Source organism: Aureitalea marina, assembly GCF_002943755.1.
GTDB classification, from domain to species: Bacteria; Bacteroidota; Bacteroidia; order Flavobacteriales; family Flavobacteriaceae; genus Aureitalea; species Aureitalea marina.
This window is the reverse complement of the sequence record NZ_MQUB01000001.1, coordinates 2,840,446-2,861,126: the sequence shown is the minus strand read 5'-3', so window position 1 is coordinate 2,861,126 and position 20,681 is coordinate 2,840,446. Positions and strand designations below refer to the sequence as shown.

The 20,681-nt window shown below is 44.2% G+C and carries 22 protein-coding genes and 1 pseudogene; 19 read left to right on the top strand and 4 right to left on the bottom strand.

Translation table 11 applies throughout. The features are described 5' to 3' along the window. The first annotated feature begins 48 nt into the window (after window positions 1–48). From BST85_RS13135 to BST85_RS13085, 11 genes are all read left to right on the top strand, one after another. The gene (locus BST85_RS13135) at window positions 49–621 is read left to right on the top strand and encodes a nuclear transport factor 2 family protein (RefSeq protein ID WP_104813677.1); all 573 of its coding nucleotides are present in this window, start codon (window positions 49–51) and stop codon (window positions 619–621) included. Window positions 622–646: 25 nt separating this feature from the next. Next, entirely contained in the window at window positions 647–1,084 is a 438-nt protein-coding gene (locus BST85_RS13130; protein WP_104814016.1) for a hypothetical protein, read from the top strand. A gap of 230 nt (window positions 1,085–1,314) precedes the next feature. Next, window positions 1,315–1,533, top strand: a complete 219-nt coding sequence (locus BST85_RS13125; protein WP_104813676.1) for a hypothetical protein — start codon at window positions 1,315–1,317, stop codon at window positions 1,531–1,533. Between the two features lie 198 nt (window positions 1,534–1,731). Next, on the top strand, window positions 1,732–2,190 hold the full coding sequence (locus BST85_RS13120; protein ID WP_104813675.1) for a tungsten formylmethanofuran dehydrogenase: 459 nt from the start codon (window positions 1,732–1,734) through the stop codon (window positions 2,188–2,190). A 31-nt stretch (window positions 2,191–2,221) separates the two neighbouring features. Beyond that, window positions 2,222–2,764 carry a GNAT family N-acetyltransferase gene (locus tag BST85_RS13115; protein ID WP_104813674.1) on the top strand — a complete coding sequence of 181 codons (543 nt, stop codon included), beginning with the start codon at window positions 2,222–2,224 and terminating at the stop codon, window positions 2,762–2,764. Between the two features lie 110 nt (window positions 2,765–2,874). Continuing rightward, complete coding sequence (locus BST85_RS13110) at window positions 2,875–3,246, top strand: DUF2200 domain-containing protein (RefSeq protein WP_104813673.1); 372 nt, start codon at window positions 2,875–2,877, stop codon at window positions 3,244–3,246. Window positions 3,247–3,339: 93 nt separating this feature from the next. Further along, a complete protein-coding gene (locus BST85_RS13105) occupies window positions 3,340–5,106 on the top strand; it encodes an alpha/beta hydrolase (RefSeq protein WP_104813672.1) in 1,767 nt (588 codons plus the stop codon). A 270-nt stretch (window positions 5,107–5,376) separates the two neighbouring features. Beyond that, complete coding sequence (locus tag BST85_RS13100; protein WP_104813671.1) at window positions 5,377–6,909, top strand: CocE/NonD family hydrolase; 1,533 nt, start codon at window positions 5,377–5,379, stop codon at window positions 6,907–6,909. Window positions 6,910–7,030: 121 nt separating this feature from the next. Beyond that, the gene (locus BST85_RS13095) at window positions 7,031–8,212 is read left to right on the top strand and encodes a helix-turn-helix domain-containing protein (protein ID WP_219842125.1); all 1,182 of its coding nucleotides are present in this window, start codon (window positions 7,031–7,033) and stop codon (window positions 8,210–8,212) included. 78 nt (window positions 8,213–8,290) lie between these two features. After that, window positions 8,291–9,949, top strand: coding sequence for a serine hydrolase domain-containing protein (locus BST85_RS13090; protein WP_104813670.1), 1,659 nt, complete (start codon window positions 8,291–8,293; stop codon window positions 9,947–9,949). A 34-nt stretch (window positions 9,950–9,983) separates the two neighbouring features. Further along, window positions 9,984–10,457 carry a hypothetical protein gene (locus BST85_RS13085; RefSeq protein WP_104813669.1) on the top strand — a complete coding sequence of 158 codons (474 nt, stop codon included), beginning with the start codon at window positions 9,984–9,986 and terminating at the stop codon, window positions 10,455–10,457. A 45-nt stretch (window positions 10,458–10,502) separates the two neighbouring features. On the opposite strand, the gene BST85_RS13080 is transcribed toward BST85_RS13085, so the two are convergent. Beyond that, window positions 10,503–10,847 carry a hypothetical protein gene (locus tag BST85_RS13080; protein ID WP_104813668.1) on the bottom strand — a complete coding sequence of 115 codons (345 nt, stop codon included), beginning with the start codon at window positions 10,845–10,847 and terminating at the stop codon, window positions 10,503–10,505. Between the two features lie 195 nt (window positions 10,848–11,042). Further along, a complete protein-coding gene (locus tag BST85_RS13070; protein ID WP_104813666.1) occupies window positions 11,043–11,426 on the bottom strand; it encodes a hypothetical protein in 384 nt (127 codons plus the stop codon). A gap of 159 nt (window positions 11,427–11,585) precedes the next feature. On the opposite strand from BST85_RS13070, the gene BST85_RS13065 reads away from it, so the two are divergent. Genes BST85_RS13065 through BST85_RS13050 form a run of 4 tightly spaced genes read left to right on the top strand, consistent with a single transcriptional unit; the run spans window position 11,586 to window position 14,632 of the window. Then, window positions 11,586–12,023 (top strand): ABA4-like family protein, encoded by a 438-nt coding sequence (locus BST85_RS13065; protein WP_181040024.1) that lies wholly within the window; start codon window positions 11,586–11,588, stop codon window positions 12,021–12,023. After that, entirely contained in the window at window positions 12,010–12,810 is an 801-nt protein-coding gene (locus BST85_RS13060; protein WP_104813664.1) for a hypothetical protein, read from the top strand. Before BST85_RS13065 ends, BST85_RS13060 begins: the two co-directional genes overlap by 14 nt. Window positions 12,811–12,816: 6 nt before the next feature. Then, window positions 12,817–13,899 carry a sensor histidine kinase gene (locus BST85_RS13055; protein WP_104813663.1) on the top strand — a complete coding sequence of 361 codons (1,083 nt, stop codon included), beginning with the start codon at window positions 12,817–12,819 and terminating at the stop codon, window positions 13,897–13,899. After that, window positions 13,880–14,632, top strand: coding sequence for a LytR/AlgR family response regulator transcription factor (locus BST85_RS13050; protein WP_104813662.1), 753 nt, complete (start codon window positions 13,880–13,882; stop codon window positions 14,630–14,632). The genes BST85_RS13055 and BST85_RS13050 overlap by 20 nt, the downstream gene beginning before the upstream one ends. 13 nt (window positions 14,633–14,645) lie before the next feature. Here the strand turns inward: BST85_RS13050 and BST85_RS13045 are convergent, their stop codons facing one another. Then, window positions 14,646–15,026, bottom strand: a complete 381-nt coding sequence (locus BST85_RS13045; RefSeq protein WP_104813661.1) for a Fur family transcriptional regulator — start codon at window positions 15,024–15,026, stop codon at window positions 14,646–14,648. 83 nt (window positions 15,027–15,109) lie between these two features. Between BST85_RS13045 and BST85_RS13040 the strand changes: the two are divergent. From BST85_RS13040 to BST85_RS13025, 4 genes and pseudogenes are all read left to right on the top strand, one after another. Further along, a pseudogene (locus BST85_RS13040) lies at window positions 15,110–16,323 on the top strand (GTP-binding protein). 45 nt (window positions 16,324–16,368) lie between these two features. Continuing rightward, the gene (locus BST85_RS13035) at window positions 16,369–17,082 is read left to right on the top strand and encodes a hypothetical protein (RefSeq protein WP_104813660.1); all 714 of its coding nucleotides are present in this window, start codon (window positions 16,369–16,371) and stop codon (window positions 17,080–17,082) included. Between the two features lie 55 nt (window positions 17,083–17,137). Further along, entirely contained in the window at window positions 17,138–17,623 is a 486-nt protein-coding gene (locus tag BST85_RS13030; protein WP_104813659.1) for a hypothetical protein, read from the top strand. A 123-nt stretch (window positions 17,624–17,746) separates the two neighbouring features. Continuing rightward, window positions 17,747–18,703 carry an L-threonylcarbamoyladenylate synthase gene (locus BST85_RS13025; RefSeq protein ID WP_104813658.1) on the top strand — a complete coding sequence of 319 codons (957 nt, stop codon included), beginning with the start codon at window positions 17,747–17,749 and terminating at the stop codon, window positions 18,701–18,703. 138 nt (window positions 18,704–18,841) lie between these two features. On the opposite strand, the gene pckA is transcribed toward BST85_RS13025, so the two are convergent. Next, the gene (gene pckA, locus BST85_RS13020; protein ID WP_181040023.1) at window positions 18,842–20,446 is read right to left on the bottom strand and encodes a phosphoenolpyruvate carboxykinase (ATP); all 1,605 of its coding nucleotides are present in this window, start codon (window positions 20,444–20,446) and stop codon (window positions 18,842–18,844) included. Window positions 20,447–20,681 lie beyond the last annotated feature (235 nt).

Below are 20,681 nucleotides of genomic sequence, written 5' to 3'. Positions count from 1 at the left end.
TTATCTTCTCTACAACTGATGTAACATAGCCTTTTGCCAAAAAATCCAATGCGTAATATTGTAATCCCGTTTTTGATCCTATCTACCGGACTGATCTCCTGCAAATCCGCTACCGAGGAAGTTGACCAACTTCAGATTGCCAATGACTATTACCAAGCCCTTAATGATTCAGATTCTGCTAAAATGAGCGAGCTGTTAACCGACAGCCTGCGAACGGCAGAGACGGATTACGACTATGTGCAGACCTTTTCAAAGAAGCAGTACATTGAAGAGTGGATGAAATGGGACGAAGTATTTGGCCCAACTTACACCGTCGTGGAGATGGAGCAAGAAGACCAAACCGTCAAGGCCCAGGTCTCCAAGATCGATAAGCGAATCAGCCTATTGCATGAAGGGCCAACGGTCTGGAATGCCATCATCCATTTTGACGGAGGTAAAATTGTAAACATTGAAAGAAGCAATGTGGTCTTTAATGACGAACTCTGGTTAAAGAACAGAGAGGACCTCATCAACTGGATCGACAATAATCACCCGAAATTAAGTGGGTTCTTAAATGGTCAAAACGAAAGTATGGGGATGCAATACTTGAAGGCCATCGAACTTTATAAAAATGAAAAGTAGGGTGAGAGGACAATCCAAACACCTTATGAAAAAAAGAAAAATCACTTCATTATTACTGTTACTCGTCGGGGTTGCTTTAAGTGTTGCCTTTTTTTTGAGGATTGAATTCCCTCAAGGGTTTGGAGATTATTTCAAAAGAGCGTACTACAACCAATTCGGCCCTTTAGCCATAAGTTTGGAGCTCCTTTTTGCAGGGTATTACCTCTTTATCGGGGACAAAAAAACAAATTTCGCCTTAGCCCTTTTTGGGTTTACCGCTCTGCTAGATCCGCTATTTGATCAAATAGGTCTATTCAACAGCATAGTGCCCTTGTACGGAACCATCATTTTATCCGTCTGTGGGTTATTCTGTCTGTGGTTCGCTTTTGCCAACACCTTTCAATTAAAGCGTTTGTCTCGTACAGCAGCTATATTGAGTGTTATCCTAGGTGTTTTAATTGAGCTATACTTCAATTACCTGTAGGTGTCCTTTGACAACCGCCCGTATAAAAAACCCCACCATCTTTTCTTAAATTGAACACTCATGACCAGAGAAGAGTTTATCAGGACGTGCGGAATTGTTGGTGTAGGACTTCCAATTCAGTTTTAGCAGAGTTCATTTCCAGCGATTGACAGAAATACCAAAATTTAATGAGAAAGCCACAATTATTGGACCGATCCTTTATTGCATAGCATCCAACTAAATCCAACTTCATGTACGGTAAATATTATCACGAGCAATTCAAAGCCATTAAGTATGTTGGCGCTTTCTTCTGGGCAATTAAAGGGTATTCTATAACAGCTGACAGTTTTCAGCAAGATCATGTGTACCCCTTGCTTTGGCAAATATTGAGTATACTGGCATGGTTAGTATGGTTGTTCCTGCTTTGGGCCATTTATAAGGAACTTAAAAAGGCTTTTGGGAAAAATTGAATCGCTGTTATTGAATTCGAACAACTTAGCGCTAGTAATGAAGGAGAAGATTGGATTTCTCTACATACAGCGCACATTCGGCAAAAAAAGCAGTTGAAGCTATTGTTAATGTTTAAAAGCGAACAACAGTAATGAATTAGCGAGCTTTCGTTCTGGACGGATTCTTGATTCATCAAAAATGAATATAACCATAAACCCATGGAGAAAATACAGTTTAAAAAAGAGATAAGGGCATCGGCCAAGAAGGTCTTCATCACCATGCTGGGGTTAGAGAATATCAAAACATACGAGGATTGGACGTCCGTTTTTAATCCGACCTCAACCTATGAGGGAAGCTGGGAAAAGGGCTCGAAGATATACTTTGTAGGGTTTGATGATAGCGGCAAGAAGATGGGTATGGTTTCTGAAATTATAGAGAACATCCCTTTCAAATTTATTTCCATCAGGCATTATGGGATGTTGGACGGTGACAATGAAATTACGGAAGGCCCCATGGTGGAAGAATGGACCGGCTTATTGGAGAACTATTCATTGAGCGAGCAGGATGGGATGACTACGGTAACAGTAGATAGTGAAACCACAGCGGAATATGTGGATTCTCTGAGTACTACCTGGGCTAAGGCGTTGAATAAACTCAAGGAAATTGCGGAAAGATAGGCTCTAAGATTTTAGCCGTCAGCTCAATTATATGACCACAGTTATACGATATATGGACACTATAGAGATCAGATTAGCGAAAAAAGAAGATGCCCAGTTCATTGCGTTGCTGGGGAGGATTACATTTACAGAAACCTTTGGGCATTTTTTTAGGGATAAACAAGACTTGCTGAATTACTACGATGCTACATTTTCTGTTGAAAAGATCGAGACAGGAATTGCCAAGCCCGAAAATGTCTTCTGGATTGCCTTTGTAAACCGTTTACCTGTTGGCTACGCCAAACTTAAGTTGAATTCCAGATCGCAATTCATTAACTCCGACAACATCTGCCAACTTCAAAAGATATATGTGCTAAAGGACTTTTTGTCCATGAAGATTGGATTTCAATTGCAAACCGTTCTATTGGATAAGGCCAAGGAACTAAACTTTAATGCAATTTGGCTTTCCGTATTGGGCAGCAATGAGCGGGCGATCAACTTTTACAAGAGAAATGGCTTTGAGAAAGTTGGCGATCACGACTTCCAAATTGGTAAGGAGAGTTTTGAGTTTATTGCCATGAAGAAGGGACTCTAAAGAATCCCGGTCTTGTATACCTGTACTTCACGAGCGAATCCCAGAAGAATTCTCTAACTTGTAGGGACTTACAGGGACAACTTCGTTGAATACCTATTAAATACCTAGCCATGCCAGAAGTAACAGCAGCAAAGAATAATCGGATCGCCAGTATGAATTTCGGATCCATTTACCCACACTACCTCAGCAGGATAGAAAAAAACGGTCGTACCAAGGAAGAATTGGACCAGGCCATATTGTGGTTGACCGGATATGATCAAGCCAAATTAGACGGCTATATTTCGGGAAATGGAAGCTTCGGGGACTTTTTTGAGGGAGCAACACTCCATGAGAATGCCCATATGATCAAAGGGGTGGTCTGCGGCTATCGCATCGAGGAAATACCGGAAGAGTTCGCTTTATACCGGGATTGTCGGCGCATGGAAAAGCTTATCGACGAACTGGCCAAAGGCCGAAAAATGGAGAAGATCTTACGGGAGTAAAAAATGTAAATCTCGATATCCCCTCAATAAAACTGTAACACACACTCCCCTCATTTGTCTTTAGTTAAATCCAACCATCAACTAATTAACGACATGAAGGTCCCGTCATCAATCATCATCCTATTATTTGCTGTTGTCTTTTTTTCCTGTAACCATGAACAGCAGTCCCCTACTTTCGTAATTACAGGTAAAACATCGCCTGGCTGGTCCAATACAGTCAATCTGAGACATGGTTCAATCTCCCTGGCAGAGAGCTGGTCCGGTCAGACCGATAGCCGGGATTCTATCATTACTTTACAAGAAGACGGCACATTCCATCTCAAGGTATCCCTGGACCAAGCCCGGCTTTATTCGTTTGAACATCAAGATCAAAAGGTAGAATTTATTGCTAGTCCCGGGGATTCCATCCACATCGATCTGACAGCTAATACAGTCTTTTCCGGAACCAATTCGGATCAAAACAACCACCTCAATGCCATGAATGCTGAGGTGGACAAGATCGAAAATTACATCGTCAGCAACCAACGGGTATTCTTTGCGGATACCCTGGGCAGATACAATGCTAATATCGATTCTTTAAGGTCCGCATACCTTAGTATGAACGACCGTTTTAAAGCTTCCAACGAATTGCCTCAGGAATACCAGCAAAAGATCCTCAAAGAGATCGAGTACCGTTCAAAATTCTACAAGATCATCTACCCTGCTGTACACGAAATGTATACGGGAGACACCATACAGATCGATCAATCCTTTTACGACCAGATCACTACCGGAAGTTTTGATGATCCTGAATTCTTAAAGCTCAATAACTATGTGCTGTTCCTGGATCGTTATGCCGATATCATGTCTGCCGGAGATCTGCGGTTCCGCAATTTTTACGATGCGGGTATTCAAAAAATTAAACCCAAATACTGGGCCATTCAAGGCTTGGATGCCAAGCAGGATATCAAGGATTATTTGACCTATGAACACCTGCGAAAAAGCATAGGCAACTATGGCATATCCTATTTGGGTGATATTATGACCAATTACAAGGACAGCAGCAAAGACTCTGAGCTTAAAGAAGAGCTGCTGAAGATGTATGACGAGGCCCAACAAAGAAGATCAGAGCCCGATACTATAGTGATTTACCGGAATGTGAACGACATCCAATTAGAGGCCCATATCTTCTATCCGGAAGGTCATAAATCGGCAGACATGCGACCGGTCTATGCATTCTTTCATGGGGGTGGATGGGCAACAGGCATCCCAGAATGGGGCTATACCAATTGCAAGCGGTACAGCAAGAAAGGGATGGTTGCCGTGTCTTTTGAGTACCGACTGATCGATATTCACGGATCCAACATCATAGACTGTGTACAAGATGCCAATTCGGCCATAGTGTGGCTGCGAAAAGAAGCTAAGAACTTGGGGATTGATCCAGATAAAGTCATTTCAGCAGGATTCTCTGCGGGAGGTCACATTGCCGCTTCTACAGCTATTCTTGACCAGTGGACAATAGAAGATCCATCCGGTTTTAACTCCATCCCCAATGCTTACATCACCCATTCTGCTTCCTATGATACGACCAAGAGTAACTTTTTTAGAAGGCAGTCCAATGGCGACGCTGAGAGCATATCCACCCACCATAACGTCAAGCCAAACCTACCACCTTCCATTTCATTTCACGGCACCAGGGATCACCTGGCACCCATCAATGAGTTTACAGCTTACCGGGACAAGATGGAACAAATGGGCAATGATTTTGAGTACAAAATCTTTGAAGGGATTGGGCATTTCTTTACGGACCCTGTTGCCCGGGCAGAAGTGGCCGAGCTAACGGATGCGTTTCTGGTTAAATTGGAGTATATCCAAGAGTAGTGTTTCATCAAACTGACCCTAGTCCAAGGTGATTTTCTCCTTCGTCGAGGAATTGATCCATAGGATCAGCGATAGTTCTATGCGAGCCTTAGGCGACTCGAAATTCTTTCGATTTAAGATTTGTATAAACAAACTAGTAGACGTTACATTTCCCTGAGCTATCAGAACAAATTCCATGGACCAAGAGAAATTAATTACCCTTGAGTCAAGCAGAAACTGTAACAATTTCTGAACTTATGAGTATTTACAATTGACGACACTTCTTACACCATGCGAATTTCCCTTTTACTTCTTCTGAGTTTCTTTCAATTATGTGCCATGCAGGGACAGACCTCTTTTAAGGAACTAAACTTGACCGGCGGTCAGTATCAAGTTGGATTCAGGCACTACACTGCAACGGACAGTACCAGAACTTACCGCATCGGTAATGAAGCGAATAATCACTTCATATACCGGCCAATTCCAATTAGTGTATGGTACCCAGCTCGAGCTAAGGAGATCACCTCCGAATCGCTTACGATCCTGGATTACTTGGAGGTTCTTAAAGAAGAGGAAGAATGGGAGAATCTCCCCAATGAATTTCTACTGGATTGGTTTCATTACTTATGGAATACCCCAGAGAACAGGGCACATTTACCTGAAAAAACCAAGGCCGTTCCAGAGGCAAAGGCAATTGACCAAAAATTCCCCGTGATTGTCTATGCGTCCAGCTTTCAGGCATCTTCCATAGAGAATTTTGCCCTCTTTGAATATTTAGCGAGTGAGGGATATGTTGTTATATCCAGCCCTTCCAGAGGTACAGAGACAAGACAGCTAGAAGGTGGGATCCCAAAAGATATGGAAACGCAAGCCCGGGATGTGGAATACCTCTTGGGACAACTGCACAAATTCTCCAATGTGGATATGGACAAGATCGCGCTTATGGGCTTTAGCTTCGGAGGATTGGCCAATATGATCACAGCGATGAAAAATCAACATATCAAAGCTCTGGTAAGCCTGGATGGAACGGAACGTTACCGCTATGACGTGCTGGAGCGATCTGCTTTTTTCGACACCGACCGATTAACTATTCCCTATATCCACTTCGCCCAGAAACTGATACCCGATGCCGTCATGAAAGAAGATAAGATCCCAACCGAATTGAACTATCGTTTTCAACTTTACGACTCGCTAAACAATAGCGATGTCTACAGCTATCGCTTCAACGATCTTTCTCACAGTTACTTTAGCTCCTATGGGGTGTTATTTGGCAATCGGGATATGCGACAGGATAAAAGTGATGCAGCTATTATGGCTTCCTATCGGGCACTTTCCCAATATACGCTGCAGTTTTTGAATGCGGTCCTGAAGGATGATGTCAAAGCCGTACGCTTCGTTGAAAGAAAACCCGAGGATAACGGTTTCAAAGCTAGCTTGATCGATCAGAAGACGAAGAAATCCAACCTTCCCAAATTTGATCACCGAGCTTTCAACGACTTGGCATTGGCTCAAAACTATAAGGACCTGATCCCCTTGTACAAAAGGTCATTGGCCACGCATCCCGATCTGCAATTGAAGGAGGGCATGCTGAATACCCTCGGTCTAAAACTGTCGTTTGATCCCATGCGAATTGAGCAAGGCATCAATGTGTTTTTATTGGCACTTCATATTTACCCGGATTCGGCTAATTTGTACGATAGCCTGGCTGAAGCTTACTTGTATAACAAGGACACAAAAAATGCCATTGTGAGTTTTGAGCGATCGCTGAAATTGAATCCCGGAAATCAGAACGCCATGAAGAGGCTGAAAGAGTTGAAAGACTAAATACGATTAGACGCTCTGGTAGAAAAATTCGCCCTAACTTTAATGGAGCGGCATGGTTTGATTCCAAACATTGTCTGAAATGGAGTTCTGACCCAATTCAATAATCCTAAACTTTAGGCTCTTGGAGGACCTAATCTATTTTTCGTATAACGACAAGAGCTCAATTCTGCTGATCTTTTTTTTCCATGCAGTGGTATTCTCCGCACTATTGTTGAAAAAGGGATTGGAACAGAATAAGAAGGACTGTTTCTGGTTGGCGTCTTTCATCTTCTTGGGCGGCTTGTACATCTGTCCATTTATGCTCGGTTATGCAGATTGGTATGGCGAACCCGGTTATCGGGCATTCATGTTCTTTTTTCCCTTTCAGCAGTTGTTTCTGATTGGGCCGGTGTTCTTTTTCCACACCAAGACACGACTAAACAGCGACTTTAAGTTCAGCCGAAAGGACCTGTTGCATTTTGTACCGGCCATAGCTTATCTGATCTATACGCTGATCGTATTTGTTGTCGACAAGCTGATCCTGGACGAATATTATTTCTATGCGGACCAAAGAGATAAGGACCTGGCATTCTGGTATCAGATGGCGGGACTTATCTCCATGCTTTTTTATCTATACCTAAGCCTAAAGTATTACTCCGATTATCGGAAATTGTCCTTAGCGCAGGTGAGTTTTGCCGATGAAATTGCCCATAAATGGATCAAACACTTTGCCATTGCCTTTGGTCTGATCTTGATCTTAAGGGTGCTTTTCTTTATCCTCAATCCGGAATGGGGGCAGTTTGGCAGCAAATACTGGTATTACCTCTGCTTCTCGATATTGCTGATGTACATCTCGATTGCCGGATATTCCAGCACGCTCAAATCTGCATTGAATCCCAAGTTCAAACCCGGGGTCAAATTCAGCACCTCAGATAGCAGAAGTATTTCTGAACCCATTACTAGTTCAATTGAGGAAGTAGCCTTAGACCAGTGGAAGGATCGGATCACTGCATTGTTTGATCAGGAGGAGGTGTTCAGAAACCCGAATCTAACCTTAACCGATGTGGCAGATAAACTGAATACCAATCGGAATGTGGTGTCCAAAGCCATCAACCAGGAATTTAAATTGAACTTCAATGATTATGTCAATCAAAAGCGAGCGGAAGCCGTGATCGACCAACTGAAAAAGGGTCAACATCATAGAAGCACCTTTCTGGGATTAGCCTTGGATTGTGGTTTCAATTCCAAGACCACCTTTAACCGGGCTTTTAAAAAGTACACGGGCATTACACCAAAGCAATATATTTCCCAAAATGAGCTTTAATATTGGGTTCAAATGGTAATTTGAAGCGTTGGGAGCAAGAAACAACCCTAGTTTAGCTCAAAATCTAATATCCCAGTTATGCAAAATTTCCTTTTAACCTTGCTTCTGTTTTTAGTCGCTAATCTCTTCGGTCAAACCGAGCAGAAATTCGACACCGACGCCATTGACCAGATTTTGAACCAATACACGGACGATGAGTCTCCTGGTTTGGGAGTTGGAATAGTCAAGGACGGGCAGATAGTCTATGAGCAATATCGTGGACTGGCTAACCTAGAGCACAAGATCAAATTTGATCAAGACACTCGGTCCAACATTGCCTCCACCGCTAAACAATTCACGGCCCTCATGATATTGGATTTGTCCCAACAAGGGAAGTTGAGCCTGGAAGATGATATACGAGACTATTTACCGTCGCTCTACCCGAATGTCAAGGAGGAAATTAAGATCAGACATGTGATGAATCACAGCAGTGGAATCAGGGATTATGTATTCATATTGGAAATGATGAACGACGCCTACTGGCGGCAGATCGGGATGGACAATGACGATGTGATCGAACTATTAGCCAAACAACAAGAGCTGGTTTTTAAACCAGGTAGCCGATATTCCTACAGCAATTCGGGCTATACCATCTTGGCCGAGATCATCGAAGAAGTAAGCGGAGAGCGTTTTAATGATTACTCTGAAAGGTTCTTTAAAGAATTGGGCATGAATCATACCTCTTTTATCAGGCGATATATGGGGGTGATCCCCAACCGGGCAGATTCCTATTCCGATTGGGGAGATGGCCTCTGGCTTTCTACCCCGGCCGTAACCAAATTCAATGGAGACGGATTCCTCTTTACTACACTTCCTGATCAACTGATATTTGAACAAGCAGTCCAGAATGCGGTTAAAGACAACAACACCTTGCTCATCGAAAGCCAGAAATCTATCCCCAACAGCGAGATCACGACTTACGGATTTGGTCTGGAACTGGATGGTCGCCTGGGAAGGAAAGCACAATATCATTCCGGTTCCACCTTTGGCTATCATTCCCACACCAACCGTTTCCCGGATGAAAATCTTTCGGTCTTTGTGGTCAGCAACAATGGTCGCATCTGGAGCGGTACCATAGCCGACGAAATTTCGGCGGTATTACTCCCCGAAACGGATGAAAAATCGAATTACGATGAACTTCTCAGTACAAATTCCAACACAACGGAAAACGTCGGGCAATATATTTCCCCAGATGGCTTCCTTATCAGGATTGAGGAGGAAGAAGGAAAACTCCTTTGGAGAAGTGCGAACAATTCACCGTATGAAATAATTTCCGAGGAGAACAACATCTATTCTGTGGACTACAATTCGGAGATCAAGATCCGGTTCTTTGCCGATAAATTGGTTCGGTTCTATTCATCAGGGAAAACTTTAGTCTACAAAAGACACATTCCGAAGCAGGCATCCCCAGCCGATCTGCAAGACTTGGTTGGCACATATACCAGCGAAGAACTGGATATGAGTCTCACTTTCAGATTAACAGAAGAGAACCAACTGAAACTGAAGTTCTCCAACAGGGATAGAGAACAGGATGTATCGGTACTGAACAGAAATGAGTTAGTGGCCTCTAATTTCATCTTAAAGGTAAAGAGAGATACATCAGATCGTGCATCGGACATACTCGTAACCCTGAATTATAGGGCACAAAACAATAGGTTCGCTAAAACATCACCATCGCAAGTCTCAGCTCAAAATTAAAATTTAAATTCGCTGGAGCAGAGATTTCAATAGAGTGGATAACAAAAAGCAAAATACGCACCAATACATCAACAAGGCATTTGTAATACTTGCCTTATTTATCCTGGCAGATTTTATCGTCCCAGGAAATCTAAAGAGCGCTGACATAGTCGAGGTACAAAAAGAGATTCAGCGATACTATAATGCCGGCGGGAATTACCACTATTCGTATAAGGTGGTAACCCCCGAGGACATATTCCAGGTTTCGGAAGATTTTGCTGCTCAGGTGGAAGAACAAGACAACATTGAGTATGCTATCTCTCCTGTATTCAAGGAAGTGAACTGGTACCGATCTGACCCTTCAGCTAGAAAGTCCTTTCATTCTTTGCGACTGGCTTCAGGCCTTATACTTCCGATACTTTGTATGTTCTCTATCTTTATGCTGGTGCGCTACAACAAGAAATTAGGGAAAGTGGACTTTATATTGAAAGCCCTGTTGATCGGGGATCTGATCTTATTGATCACCTAGATGGGGAAATCATTGGTTCAAATGGTAAAAACCATCACCTAGCCTTTAATTTGTCGCTCCCTTTTTGAGTAGATCCATGATGTGTTGAAGCTCCTTGGCGTTCTCTTCCTTAGATATAAACAGGGTAGCCTCCGGACTTTGATCTTCCAGATTAGGTGAATTTTCAGATAGCATTTCCCAGCGCTCCATAATGGTACGTTTGACCAATTGCTGGGCCTCTGGTTTACACACAAACAGTATATTTTGCAGCGCCTTATGGTCCAAAATAAAGTCGATCTCGTACTCGCATCCCTTATTCTTTTCGCTAAAACCGCGCAGGTCCATCATGATCACGGAGGCTTCATCCACCAGGGTACTCAGCCCGATCTTCCAGGTATTTTCATAGCACATCACCGATCATAAAGCTCCAAAAGGCCCTGGTCAAGCCAATGAACATCAAGAAAAAGAAGAGGGACTGGTACCAAAGGGTTTGAAACGGAATGAAGATCACCCTTTGCACAGGGCCAAGAAATCCAAATATTCCCGTGCGGTAGGCTTTAAACTGGCTTCCGTGGCCAATGAATCGCATCAGGGTCCAAAAAAATACTACACCCACAAAAGGAGTACATGTCGGTGTCTATCATCGGAATAGAAAAGAAACGACCGATCATTGGAATCAAAGTATATACTGCGAGTATTCCCAGGTCTATCAAAAATAGTTCGGTTGAATTCCCGTTCGGCCTGTGCCACGGCCTCCTCCCTGATAGACTTGGCCTCACTGAGTTCTGTACTGGCATCCATCTCCCTGATCTTCAGGGGAGCTATTAGCGGTTTTTCCGGAACACGCTCCTCCTCTACTTTCATTGCCGCAGCCTTCTCCGATTCCGCCATCATTAACTGATTGAGCTTTTTAAAGAGTTTTGCACGGGTAATTCTGACGATGATATAGGACACAAGCAGTAACAGTATCCTCAGCGGTATTCCTATCATTGGTAGTTTGGTTAGTTAGCGATCCAGAAGATACGAAAGCCAGGGCCAAGTTCAAATAAAGATGTTTGAATGGTGTTTTACGACGGTTCAACGGAAACAGAGGATGTGTACAAATTTGGTTTTATAGGTTTGTATAAACGTAACCATAAAACACTCAATATGTTCTCCAATCACGAAACTGTCTTTTCACTGGCCGGCACCCTAGTACTCCCCATGTGGTTACTACTGGTCATTGCTCCATACTGGAAATTTACCCAGTTTCTGATCCGCTACAAGATCATCCCATTAATCCTATCTGTGCTCTATGCCATTTACCTGAGCTTGGCCATACAAGGTGGCAGCGGGTTGGATTTTGGCAGCCTGGCGGCAGTTATGGAGTTATTTACCATCAAGGACGCCTTGCTGGCCGGTTGGATCCACTACCTGGCTTTCGATCTGCTGATCGGAATGTGGATGGTCACCAAGAATCGTGAACTCAAGATACATCCCATTTTAATGGCACCCTGCCTGGCCACCACCTTTATGATGGGTCCGGTAGGCTTCCTACTTTTTAGCATCATTCAATCAATCAAATCTCGAACAAATGAATCGTCTTAAATCCCTTGCTCAGCAAGAAAAACAAAGCAGCCCCGCCTTGTATTATGTGGTACTGATCCACCTCCTGTTAGCCATTATCTGCATGGTCGGTTTAGTGGTGGACGACCGCACACTCATGGGTATCAATGTTTGGATCAAACCCTTGAAATTCTGTATTTCGGGAGGGATCTACATTTTTACAGTAGGTTATCTGACCACCCTCTACCCCTATTCCAATACAAAACGGAAGATCATCAACAATGTAGTTGCCTGGACCCTACTACTGGAGATCCTGATCATATTCTTCCAAGGCGCAAGAGGGGTACAATCGCACTACAATCAGAGCTCGGCCTTTGACGGGATCATGTTTGCCATGATGGGCTTATTGATCGCCATCAATGTATTGATCATGGTCTTGTTTCTCTTTGATGCCATCCGTCTTAAAATGAAGGTGTCCAGACCTGTCCAATGGGGGATTATCATAGGATGGGCGGTGGTCATTGCCGGAAGCTGGGTCGGTGGGCAGATGATCGGGCAAATGGCTCATGCAGTTGGCGTGGTAGACGGAGGTGAAGGGCTTCCCTTGCTCAATTGGAGTACCACAGCCGGAGATCTAAGGGTGGCGCACTTCTTTGGATTGCACGGCATTCAAATCATTCCGTTATTTGCATGGTTGCTAACGCCCAAGAATGGACAATTTAAGACGTCACACCTCGGAGGAACTGTGATCTTTGGCCTCTTGTATGCCAGCTGGATAGGATATACCTTCTACCAGGCGTCACAGGCCCTCCCATTTTTGAAACTGTAAGAACCAATGAGTAAAGCTAAAGAAGCAAGAATCCGTTACCTGGGCTTTGACGACCTGTGGTTTAGTGTGATCGGGATTCTGATCTTGAGCTTTATTACGGACTTGATCTTCAATAATTCCTTTGGACGTTATCCCTTTTCCGATGCCATTCGCTACTGGAGCATGTCCCTATTCTTTGCTACAGTAGATTGGCTAACCATCAGGAAGATCCTAATCTATCTCCGGAAGCGTTACCCTTCCTTAAAAGACAATCTGAAACGCAACCTCTATGTCTTTCTCTGTATAGTCCTTACGGTCAATTTGGTTGATCTACTGGGAGGTCTATTCATAGAAGATGTCTTTGGGATCAATTACGGCTGGGGAAATCGGTATAAGGTGGTCATCCCGGTGATCATAGTGAGTACCATGACCATAGCCATCTACGAGGGCATTTACCTCTTCATCAAACTAAAGAATGCCATCAGGGAAGAGGAACAAGCCAAGCAAATTGCTGTTCGGGCACAACTGGATACTCTCCGCAACCAGGCCCAGCCACATTTTTTATTCAACAGCCTGAATACCCTCAGGGACATTATTGATCAGGATCCCAAGGAAGACGCCAAGAAATTTGTGGACACCCTGGCCGAGGTCTATCGTTACATCCTGGAATCCGGAAGCACCAATACCATTCAACTGGCCGACGAGATCACTTTTGCGAAGGCCTACCTGCACATTCAGCAGGAGCGTTTTGAGTCCAACCTGAAGTTGCAATGGGATGTGCGGGAAGAAGCATTAAGGTCCTATGTGATCCCAATGAGTCTGCAATTGCTTTTGGAGAATGCCTTAAAGCACAATGTGATCTCCAAAGCCAAACCCTTGAGCATACATATCAGTACTGATAATGACGCTCTAAAGGTATGCAACAATTACCAGCCGCGTTCTACCCAGGTAGCCTCCACCCAGTTGGGACTGAAGAATATTGAGAAACGCTATGCCCTGATCACTGACCGTAAGCTTAGCATCCAACAGAATGACCACCAATTTTGTGTTGAACTACCTTTGTTGGAGCGACAATTAGAAAACACATCCTATGCAACTACTGATCATTGAGGACGAGCCTAGGGCGGTGCGCCAACTTCGTAGTTTACTCGATGCTTCAGGTTACGACTTCAACCTGCTACAGGTCATTGACAGTGTAGAGGAGGCTGTAAACTGGTTCCGCAAAGGAATAGCTGTGGACCTGGTCTTTATGGATATACAACTGGCCGATGGTTTGAGCTTTGAGATCTTTGAGAAGGTGGACGTTCAGACACCGATCATCTTCACCACCGCATTTGACCAATATACCTTGCAGGCATTTAAGGTGAACAGTATAGATTACCTGTTAAAGCCCGTCCGGCAAAAAGACCTCAACACGGCCTTGGCCAAATATCAAAAAAATCACTCTCTCTTTATTCCTCAATCTGACCTGCTCAAATCCTTGTTGGCACAGATGCAGCGCGAGGAATACCGAAACGGCATGTTGGTCCGGGACGGGAAAAGTCAGGTTCAACTTCCGGTTCAAGATTTCCAATACTTTTTCTCCAAAGACAGCTTGACCTATGGTGTGACCCGACAAAAACGCTATCTGATCGAAGAGACCCTCGATCAATTGTCCGCTACCCTGGACCCCGCTCATTTCTTTAAGATCAATCGGGGACAGATTTTGGCCAAAGCAGCCATTTACAAAATTGACCCCTATTTTAATCACCGCTCCAAGGTGACCCTCAGCATGAACACGGATGAGCAGTTTATCGTAAGCAGGGCACGTACCTCTGATTTTAAGTCTTGGTTAAATCGGTAGGGTTCGATACCTACTAACGGAGACAATCTTCACATTGACCAATTAGCAACAATTGGGAGTGTTCAACCTTCAAATTGGGCAGATCAGGTACAGTAAGTTGGATGTCCAAACAAGTGGTCTTGCCACAGTCCTGACATTGAAAATGAGGGTGTACATCGCTATGACTGGACGGAGAGCAATCATCACATTTGGCAAACCACTTCAGGCCATCTACTCCCTGGAAAGAATGCAAAACCCCTTCATCTTCTAAACGATCCAAGATGCGGTAAACAGTGGTCTTGTTCATGATACCGCGCATTCTATTAACCAGATCAACGCTGGATAGGGCTTGATCTGCTTGAGCAAATACCTCGAGTAGCGTAGCAACCGATTTAGTTTTCCTGATTATTGCCATGTCGTAAACTTAATGCAACTAAGTTGCAATAACAAAGGATTTGGTTAACTTAGCGCTTCCTGCGTAATTAACAGTACTAAAATATGAACGATAAACTTCCTGTAACAGTTTTAAGCGGATTTTTAGGAGCCGGCAAAACAACCCTGCTCAACCACGTTCTGCACAATAAAGAAGGCCTGAAGGTGGCCGTGATCGTTAATGACATGAGTGAGGTCAATGTAGATGCCGAACTGGTCAAAAATGAGAACACCTTATCCCGAACCGAGGAAAAACTGGTAGAGATGAGCAACGGTTGCATTTGCTGTACCCTACGTGAAGACCTCATGATTGAAGTTGAGCGACTGGCTAAGGAAAATCGTTTCGACTATCTTTTGATAGAAAGTACAGGAATAAGCGAACCTATACCGGTCGCTCAAACTTTCTCCTTTGTAGATGAAGAGAACGGAATAGACCTTTCACAGTTCAGCTACGTTGACACCATGGTTACGGTAGTAGATGCCTTCAATTTCTTTAAAGATTTCGGAAGCCCTGAAACCCTACTGGATCGAGAACTGACCGATATGGAAGGGGATTACAGGACCATCGTTAACCTACTGACTGATCAGATCGAGTTCGCTAATGTCATCATCCTCAACAAAACTGACCTTGTCAGCGAAGATCATGTCGGTGTACTCCGAGCAGCTATTAAAAAACTGAATCCTTCGGCTCGGATCATTGAATCATCCTATAGTAAGGTCGATCCTAAAGAAATTCTGAATACTGGCCTATTCAATTTCGAAGAAGCAGAACAAAGCGCAGGATGGATTGAAGAACTCAATAAAGAAGAACACACGCCAGAAACGGAGGAATATGGCATCTCTTCTTTTGTATATCGCAGTAAAAAGCCATTTAACCCCGTGCGTTTTAGAGCCTATATACAGCATAGATTCCCCCCAATATCATCAGGAGCAAGGGATTATTCTGGTTGGCTTCTAGGCCGGATCAAGCACTGGTCTGGGGTCAGGCTGGAGGCTCCCTAAAAGCAGATAGTGCCGGCGTATGGTGGAGCAGCATGCCGTTCGAACAACGGATACAGTATCTAGGTTTTGTAGAAAATCAGGAATCCATTGAGGCAGGCTGGGATAGGACTTTTGGAGACCGCAAGAATGAGATCGTCTTCATTGGTCAAAATATGGCTGAAGATCAAATGAGATCAGACCTGAATAGTTGTCTCGCTACCGAAGCAGAACTCTCCGATGGTTCTTGGCAAGATGGCTATTCTGACGATTGGCCTATACAACGGGCTTATGCGCTATAATTAGTGATGCATTAAAAACCTATTCATTCAAAAAAACAAACAATCATGTTACAGAGAAAATTCGATGAAATAGTAAAACAGGCATACCCCAATTCGATGGATGCTAAGGACACCTCCATCCATTACTTAGGAAAAATGCAGTTAGAGCACAAAATTGACATCTCCAAAGTCCTGATGGCTACTTCTGTTTGCTCTGATGACATCAATGTTCCTTCCACTACGTTTTTCAACGTACTATTTGGTCCATTTATCATGGGCGGCCTTGGCGGGATCCCATTTGTTGGTCAAACTGGCATGACGGCTTTTGCCCACCATATCCCTGATAATGGAAGTGCCTTTATTTTCTATGGCCCCCATATCGGGATTACACTTGACGGTGATTTGGGTAAAATGTACCGCCCCAGACAAGAAGAAACAGGAAATTCATGTGGAGCTTTGATGTTGGCTTTAAGTCGGCTGAAAGAGGACGATTATCAACCCATCTTAAACGAGGACGATTACCAACAAATGAAACTAGAAGAAAGCCTTTTGCCGTTCAGAGAAGATATCTTACAAAGCGACAATCAGGAAAAGGCAATCACAGAAGCAACCTACGAAATCATCGATAAAAAAATCCACGAGTACCTAAAGACTTGCAAAGATGAATTCCCGGTAGATCGAGTAACGCTATTGGGCGGTGTAATCATAAACACCGACTATGGCCTGGACGACTACTTTGATGTGCGCAATTTTGAAGTGGTGGACCTAAAAAGCCTTTAATCCTTTTGGAGGTTAATCGTACTTAAAACCGCCGAATTTGTCCAGCCAGTTTTTTATGCCGAAGCGACTCTTTTTTATCTGCCCAACAGATCATCTTGAAACCCCGATCAACGAAGGATTTCAGGGCAAGAATTACTTTGTTACTTCGCTTGGCAATTCAATTGTGCTGGAATCGGCGGTCATGGAAGAGATCAACGCACTGATAGAGGTGGAAGGCATCAGAGAAATCTATTTTGTACTCTCCAAGGAGAATAGAATTGTTCAAGATGCACTGAATGACCAGAAGTATATCAATACCAAAGGAATTGATCGCTTCTACGAGGGTATGGACATGAGAAAAGAGCTTTCAAAGAATTGGTTTGAAAAAGCACCATTTCTTTTTGATCATTTAGCGGAGAAAATGATTGAGCTCAATTCAAAGATTTCCGGTTGGCTTGTTGATGAGGTTGAAATTGGTGCATATTTTTTCGATCGTGATACAAGCAGCTTTATCGACGTCTTTCCAAATTTAATCAGTAGAAACAGCATTAGCCTGAACTAAGTTGGACCCAGACTTCCCTTGTTCACGGTCAAGCCCATCAATACCGTTTGACTTCGAGTTCACTGCAATTTGGCTTAACTTTGACCCCTAAAATGTTGTGATACCTCGGGGTCAAATTCTTCCATGAGCATAGTTTCCTCAGACATAGATAAAGCCATCGAAATTCTCCAAAACCAGGATGTGGTGGCCATACCCACAGAAACGGTTTATGGCCTGGCAGGGAATATTTTTAGTGAAAAGGCCATTCGAAAGATCTATTCTGTTAAACAACGTCCCCTATTCAACCCCCTGATCGTTCATCTGCATAGTCCGGATCAACTCATCGAGATCACCACCCACATTCCGCCTGTGGCAAAACAACTGGCGGCATCATTTTGGCCCGGTCCATTGACCTTGATCCTACCGAAAAGGCCGGAGGTGCCGGACCTCATCACAGCAGCTAAGGGCACCGTTGCCGTTCGGATTCCCAATCACCCGGTAACCTTGGATTTGCTTAGCAAATTGCCTTTCCCTTTGGCAGCTCCAAGTGCTAACCCATTCAACCGGATCAGCCCGACCAGTTCGGCACATGTAGAGGCCTATTTTGGAGATTCCATTTCCATGATACTAGAGGGAGGGAATTGCAAGGCCGGGATCGAATCGACCATAGTGGGGTTTGAAGGAGACCAGCCGGTGATCTACCGATTGGGCTCGATTTCCAAAGAGGATATCGAAAAGGTCGTCGGTGATATTGAAGTCCGCAACAAAAAAGAAGCTGCCCCGGATGCACCCGGTATGCTAGCGAAACACTACGCACCACGGACGAAAACCCTTCTTCTGAATAGTATTGATGACTTTAAAGAGGAGCAAAATCAGCGGGTCGGCTTGCTAGGCTTCACTGGGGATATACCTGAGGGCAATTTTGCCCATGTTGAAATACTATCCCCTGGTGGTAACTTGACAGAGGCTGCCAGTAACCTCTACAAGGCCCTTCATAAACTGGACGGAATGGATCTGGACCTCATCCTGGCCATTCGACTTCCGGATTCTGAATTGGGACGTTCCGTCAACGACCGATTGGAAAGGGCAGCTTCCAGTTAGTACTCCACCGAGGTCAAAGCAGGGTGAATTTTCTTTTGATGCAAAATTCGAATACCCTATTCAAATGAAATGAACCATGTTCTAAAATAAAAACCCCGACACCAGTGTATCGGGGTTTCTCATCATTGCTTGAGTGTACTAAACAGCGGCAGCTGCCTCTGTTTTACTCTTAGGACTAGCCTCAACGATCTCCCTGTTCACTCCGTCGGCAAAGGCCTTGAAGTTCTCGTTGAACAGGGCGACCAGATTCTCCTTGGTCTGTTCGTATCCTTCTTTGTCTTCCCAAGTGTCTTTTGGGATCAGCACCTCAGATGGTACTCCCGGACAACTAGTTGGCACTTCGAATCCAAAGTTAGGATCAGTAACGGTCTCTAAATTGTCAAAGTCTCCATTGTGGATGGCATCGATCATGGCCCGTGTGTACTTTAGTTTGATACGGGAACCTACTCCGTGCCCACCTCCGGTCCAACCGGTATTCACCAACCAGGCTGTGGCATTGTGCTTCTTGATCTTCTCGGCCAACAATTCGGCATAGCGGTTAGGATGCCACATCATAAAGGCTGCACCAAAACAAGCAGAGAACGTGGCCTGAGGCTCAGTTACTCCCATTTCGGTACCGGCTACCTTGGCTGTATAACCAGAAATGAAGTGGTAAGATGCCTGTTCCGGAGTCAATTTGCTCACCGGTGGCAGCACACCAAAGGCGTCACAGGTCAGGAAGATCACATGATTAGCATGGCCGGCTACTGCAGGGATATGTATATTGTCTATGAAATCTATTGGGTAAGACGCCCTCGTATTCTGGGTGATAGTAGTATCGCTGTAATCTACCTCCCGGGTATCGGGATCGTACATCACATTTTCCAATACAGTTCCGTAGCGGATGGCGTTGTAGATCTCTGGCTCGCTTTCCTCAGAAAGGTCAATGGCCTTCGCATAACAACCACCTTCAATATTGAACACACCTGTATCGGTCCAGCAGTGCTCATCGTCTCCGATCAGCTTGCGCTTAGGATCGGCACTCAAAGTAGTCTTACCGGTTCCGGACAGACCAAAAAGTATGGACACATCACCGGCTTCGTTCACATTGGCAGAACAGTGCATAGGAAGTACATCTTCCAGTGGCATCAGGTAATTCATCACAGAGAATACTCCTTTTTTCATCTCTCCTGCATACTCCGTTCCCAAGATAATCATTTGGTTCTCTTCCAGGTTTACATCGATACTGGTCTTAGAGGTCATCTTAGAGGTAAATCGGTTGGCTGGGAAACCACCGGCATTGAATACCACGAAGTCCGGCTCACCAAAGTTGGCCAGTTCTTCTGCCGTCGGCATGATCAACATATTCTGCATGAACAAGGCGTGATAGGCCCGTGTACACACGATGCGGACTTTTAGTCTATATCTGGGATCCCATCCGGCAAAGGCATCAACTACGAACAGACGCTCGCGGGTGTTCAGATAGTCCATAGCCCGCTCGTGATTCACCTTAAAGGTATGTTCATCCAATTCGATATTGATGTCACCCCAATCGATATTGTTCTCGGAATCCGGGTGACGGACTATACGTTTATCTTTTGGGCTACGCCCTGTCTTTTCTCCGGAATACACGAGTAAGGCCCCGGTATCGGAAATTGCCGTTCCCTTTTCGTATCTCAGACCGATCTCATATAAAACTGGTCGGCTGGAGTTCCTCAGTATCTCTTTTACATCGATTCCGTATTGGGTTAGATCAAAACTCATAATGGATAGGATTAAAGTTTAACAAAATTGAATCTTTGGAAACTGTCGCTTCCAATTTGTAAATCTTTTGATCGATCACAGGTGCAAGCTAGTAAGCCGCTTCATTTTTTATGCTGACCAATGTCATGATAACTCACTAAAAATGAAACGAAAACGATTGCGAAACCCTATGAAACAGAGGTTTTAACATTTCTTCCCTTGACATTGGACCCATTGTTCCTCTCAACCACAAAAA

Excerpts from the sequence above, each read along its gene's own strand:
- BST85_RS13120 (WP_104813675.1), top strand. The coding sequence starts at position 1,732 with ATGGAGAAAATACAGTTTAAAAAAGAGATAAGGGCATCGGCCAAGAAG.
- BST85_RS13090 (WP_104813670.1), top strand. The coding sequence starts at position 8,291 with ATGCAAAATTTCCTTTTAACCTTGCTTCTGTTTTTAGTCGCTAATCTC.
- BST85_RS13115 (WP_104813674.1), top strand. The coding sequence starts at position 2,222 with ATGACCACAGTTATACGATATATGGACACTATAGAGATCAGATTAGCG.
- BST85_RS13080 (WP_104813668.1), bottom strand. The coding sequence starts at position 10,847 with ATGTGCTATGAAAATACCTGGAAGATCGGGCTGAGTACCCTGGTGGAT.
- BST85_RS13130 (WP_104814016.1), top strand. The coding sequence starts at position 647 with ATGAAAAAAAGAAAAATCACTTCATTATTACTGTTACTCGTCGGGGTT.
- BST85_RS13070 (WP_104813666.1), bottom strand. The coding sequence starts at position 11,426 with ATGATAGGAATACCGCTGAGGATACTGTTACTGCTTGTGTCCTATATC.
- BST85_RS13100 (WP_104813671.1), top strand. The coding sequence starts at position 5,377 with ATGCGAATTTCCCTTTTACTTCTTCTGAGTTTCTTTCAATTATGTGCC.
- BST85_RS13105 (WP_104813672.1), top strand. The coding sequence starts at position 3,340 with ATGAAGGTCCCGTCATCAATCATCATCCTATTATTTGCTGTTGTCTTT.
- BST85_RS13030 (WP_104813659.1), top strand. The coding sequence starts at position 17,138 with ATGCCGAAGCGACTCTTTTTTATCTGCCCAACAGATCATCTTGAAACC.
- BST85_RS13065 (WP_181040024.1), top strand. The coding sequence starts at position 11,586 with ATGTTCTCCAATCACGAAACTGTCTTTTCACTGGCCGGCACCCTAGTA.
- BST85_RS13050 (WP_104813662.1), top strand. The coding sequence starts at position 13,880 with ATGCAACTACTGATCATTGAGGACGAGCCTAGGGCGGTGCGCCAACTT.
- BST85_RS13055 (WP_104813663.1), top strand. The coding sequence starts at position 12,817 with ATGAGTAAAGCTAAAGAAGCAAGAATCCGTTACCTGGGCTTTGACGAC.
- BST85_RS13025 (WP_104813658.1), top strand. The coding sequence starts at position 17,747 with ATGAGCATAGTTTCCTCAGACATAGATAAAGCCATCGAAATTCTCCAA.
- BST85_RS13125 (WP_104813676.1), top strand. The coding sequence starts at position 1,315 with ATGTACGGTAAATATTATCACGAGCAATTCAAAGCCATTAAGTATGTT.
- BST85_RS13135 (WP_104813677.1), top strand. The coding sequence starts at position 49 with ATGCGTAATATTGTAATCCCGTTTTTGATCCTATCTACCGGACTGATC.
- BST85_RS13035 (WP_104813660.1), top strand. The coding sequence starts at position 16,369 with ATGTTACAGAGAAAATTCGATGAAATAGTAAAACAGGCATACCCCAAT.
- BST85_RS13060 (WP_104813664.1), top strand. The coding sequence starts at position 12,010 with ATGAATCGTCTTAAATCCCTTGCTCAGCAAGAAAAACAAAGCAGCCCC.
- BST85_RS13045 (WP_104813661.1), bottom strand. The coding sequence starts at position 15,026 with ATGGCAATAATCAGGAAAACTAAATCGGTTGCTACGCTACTCGAGGTA.
- pckA (WP_181040023.1), bottom strand. The coding sequence starts at position 20,446 with ATGAGTTTTGATCTAACCCAATACGGAATCGATGTAAAAGAGATACTG.
- BST85_RS13110 (WP_104813673.1), top strand. The coding sequence starts at position 2,875 with ATGCCAGAAGTAACAGCAGCAAAGAATAATCGGATCGCCAGTATGAAT.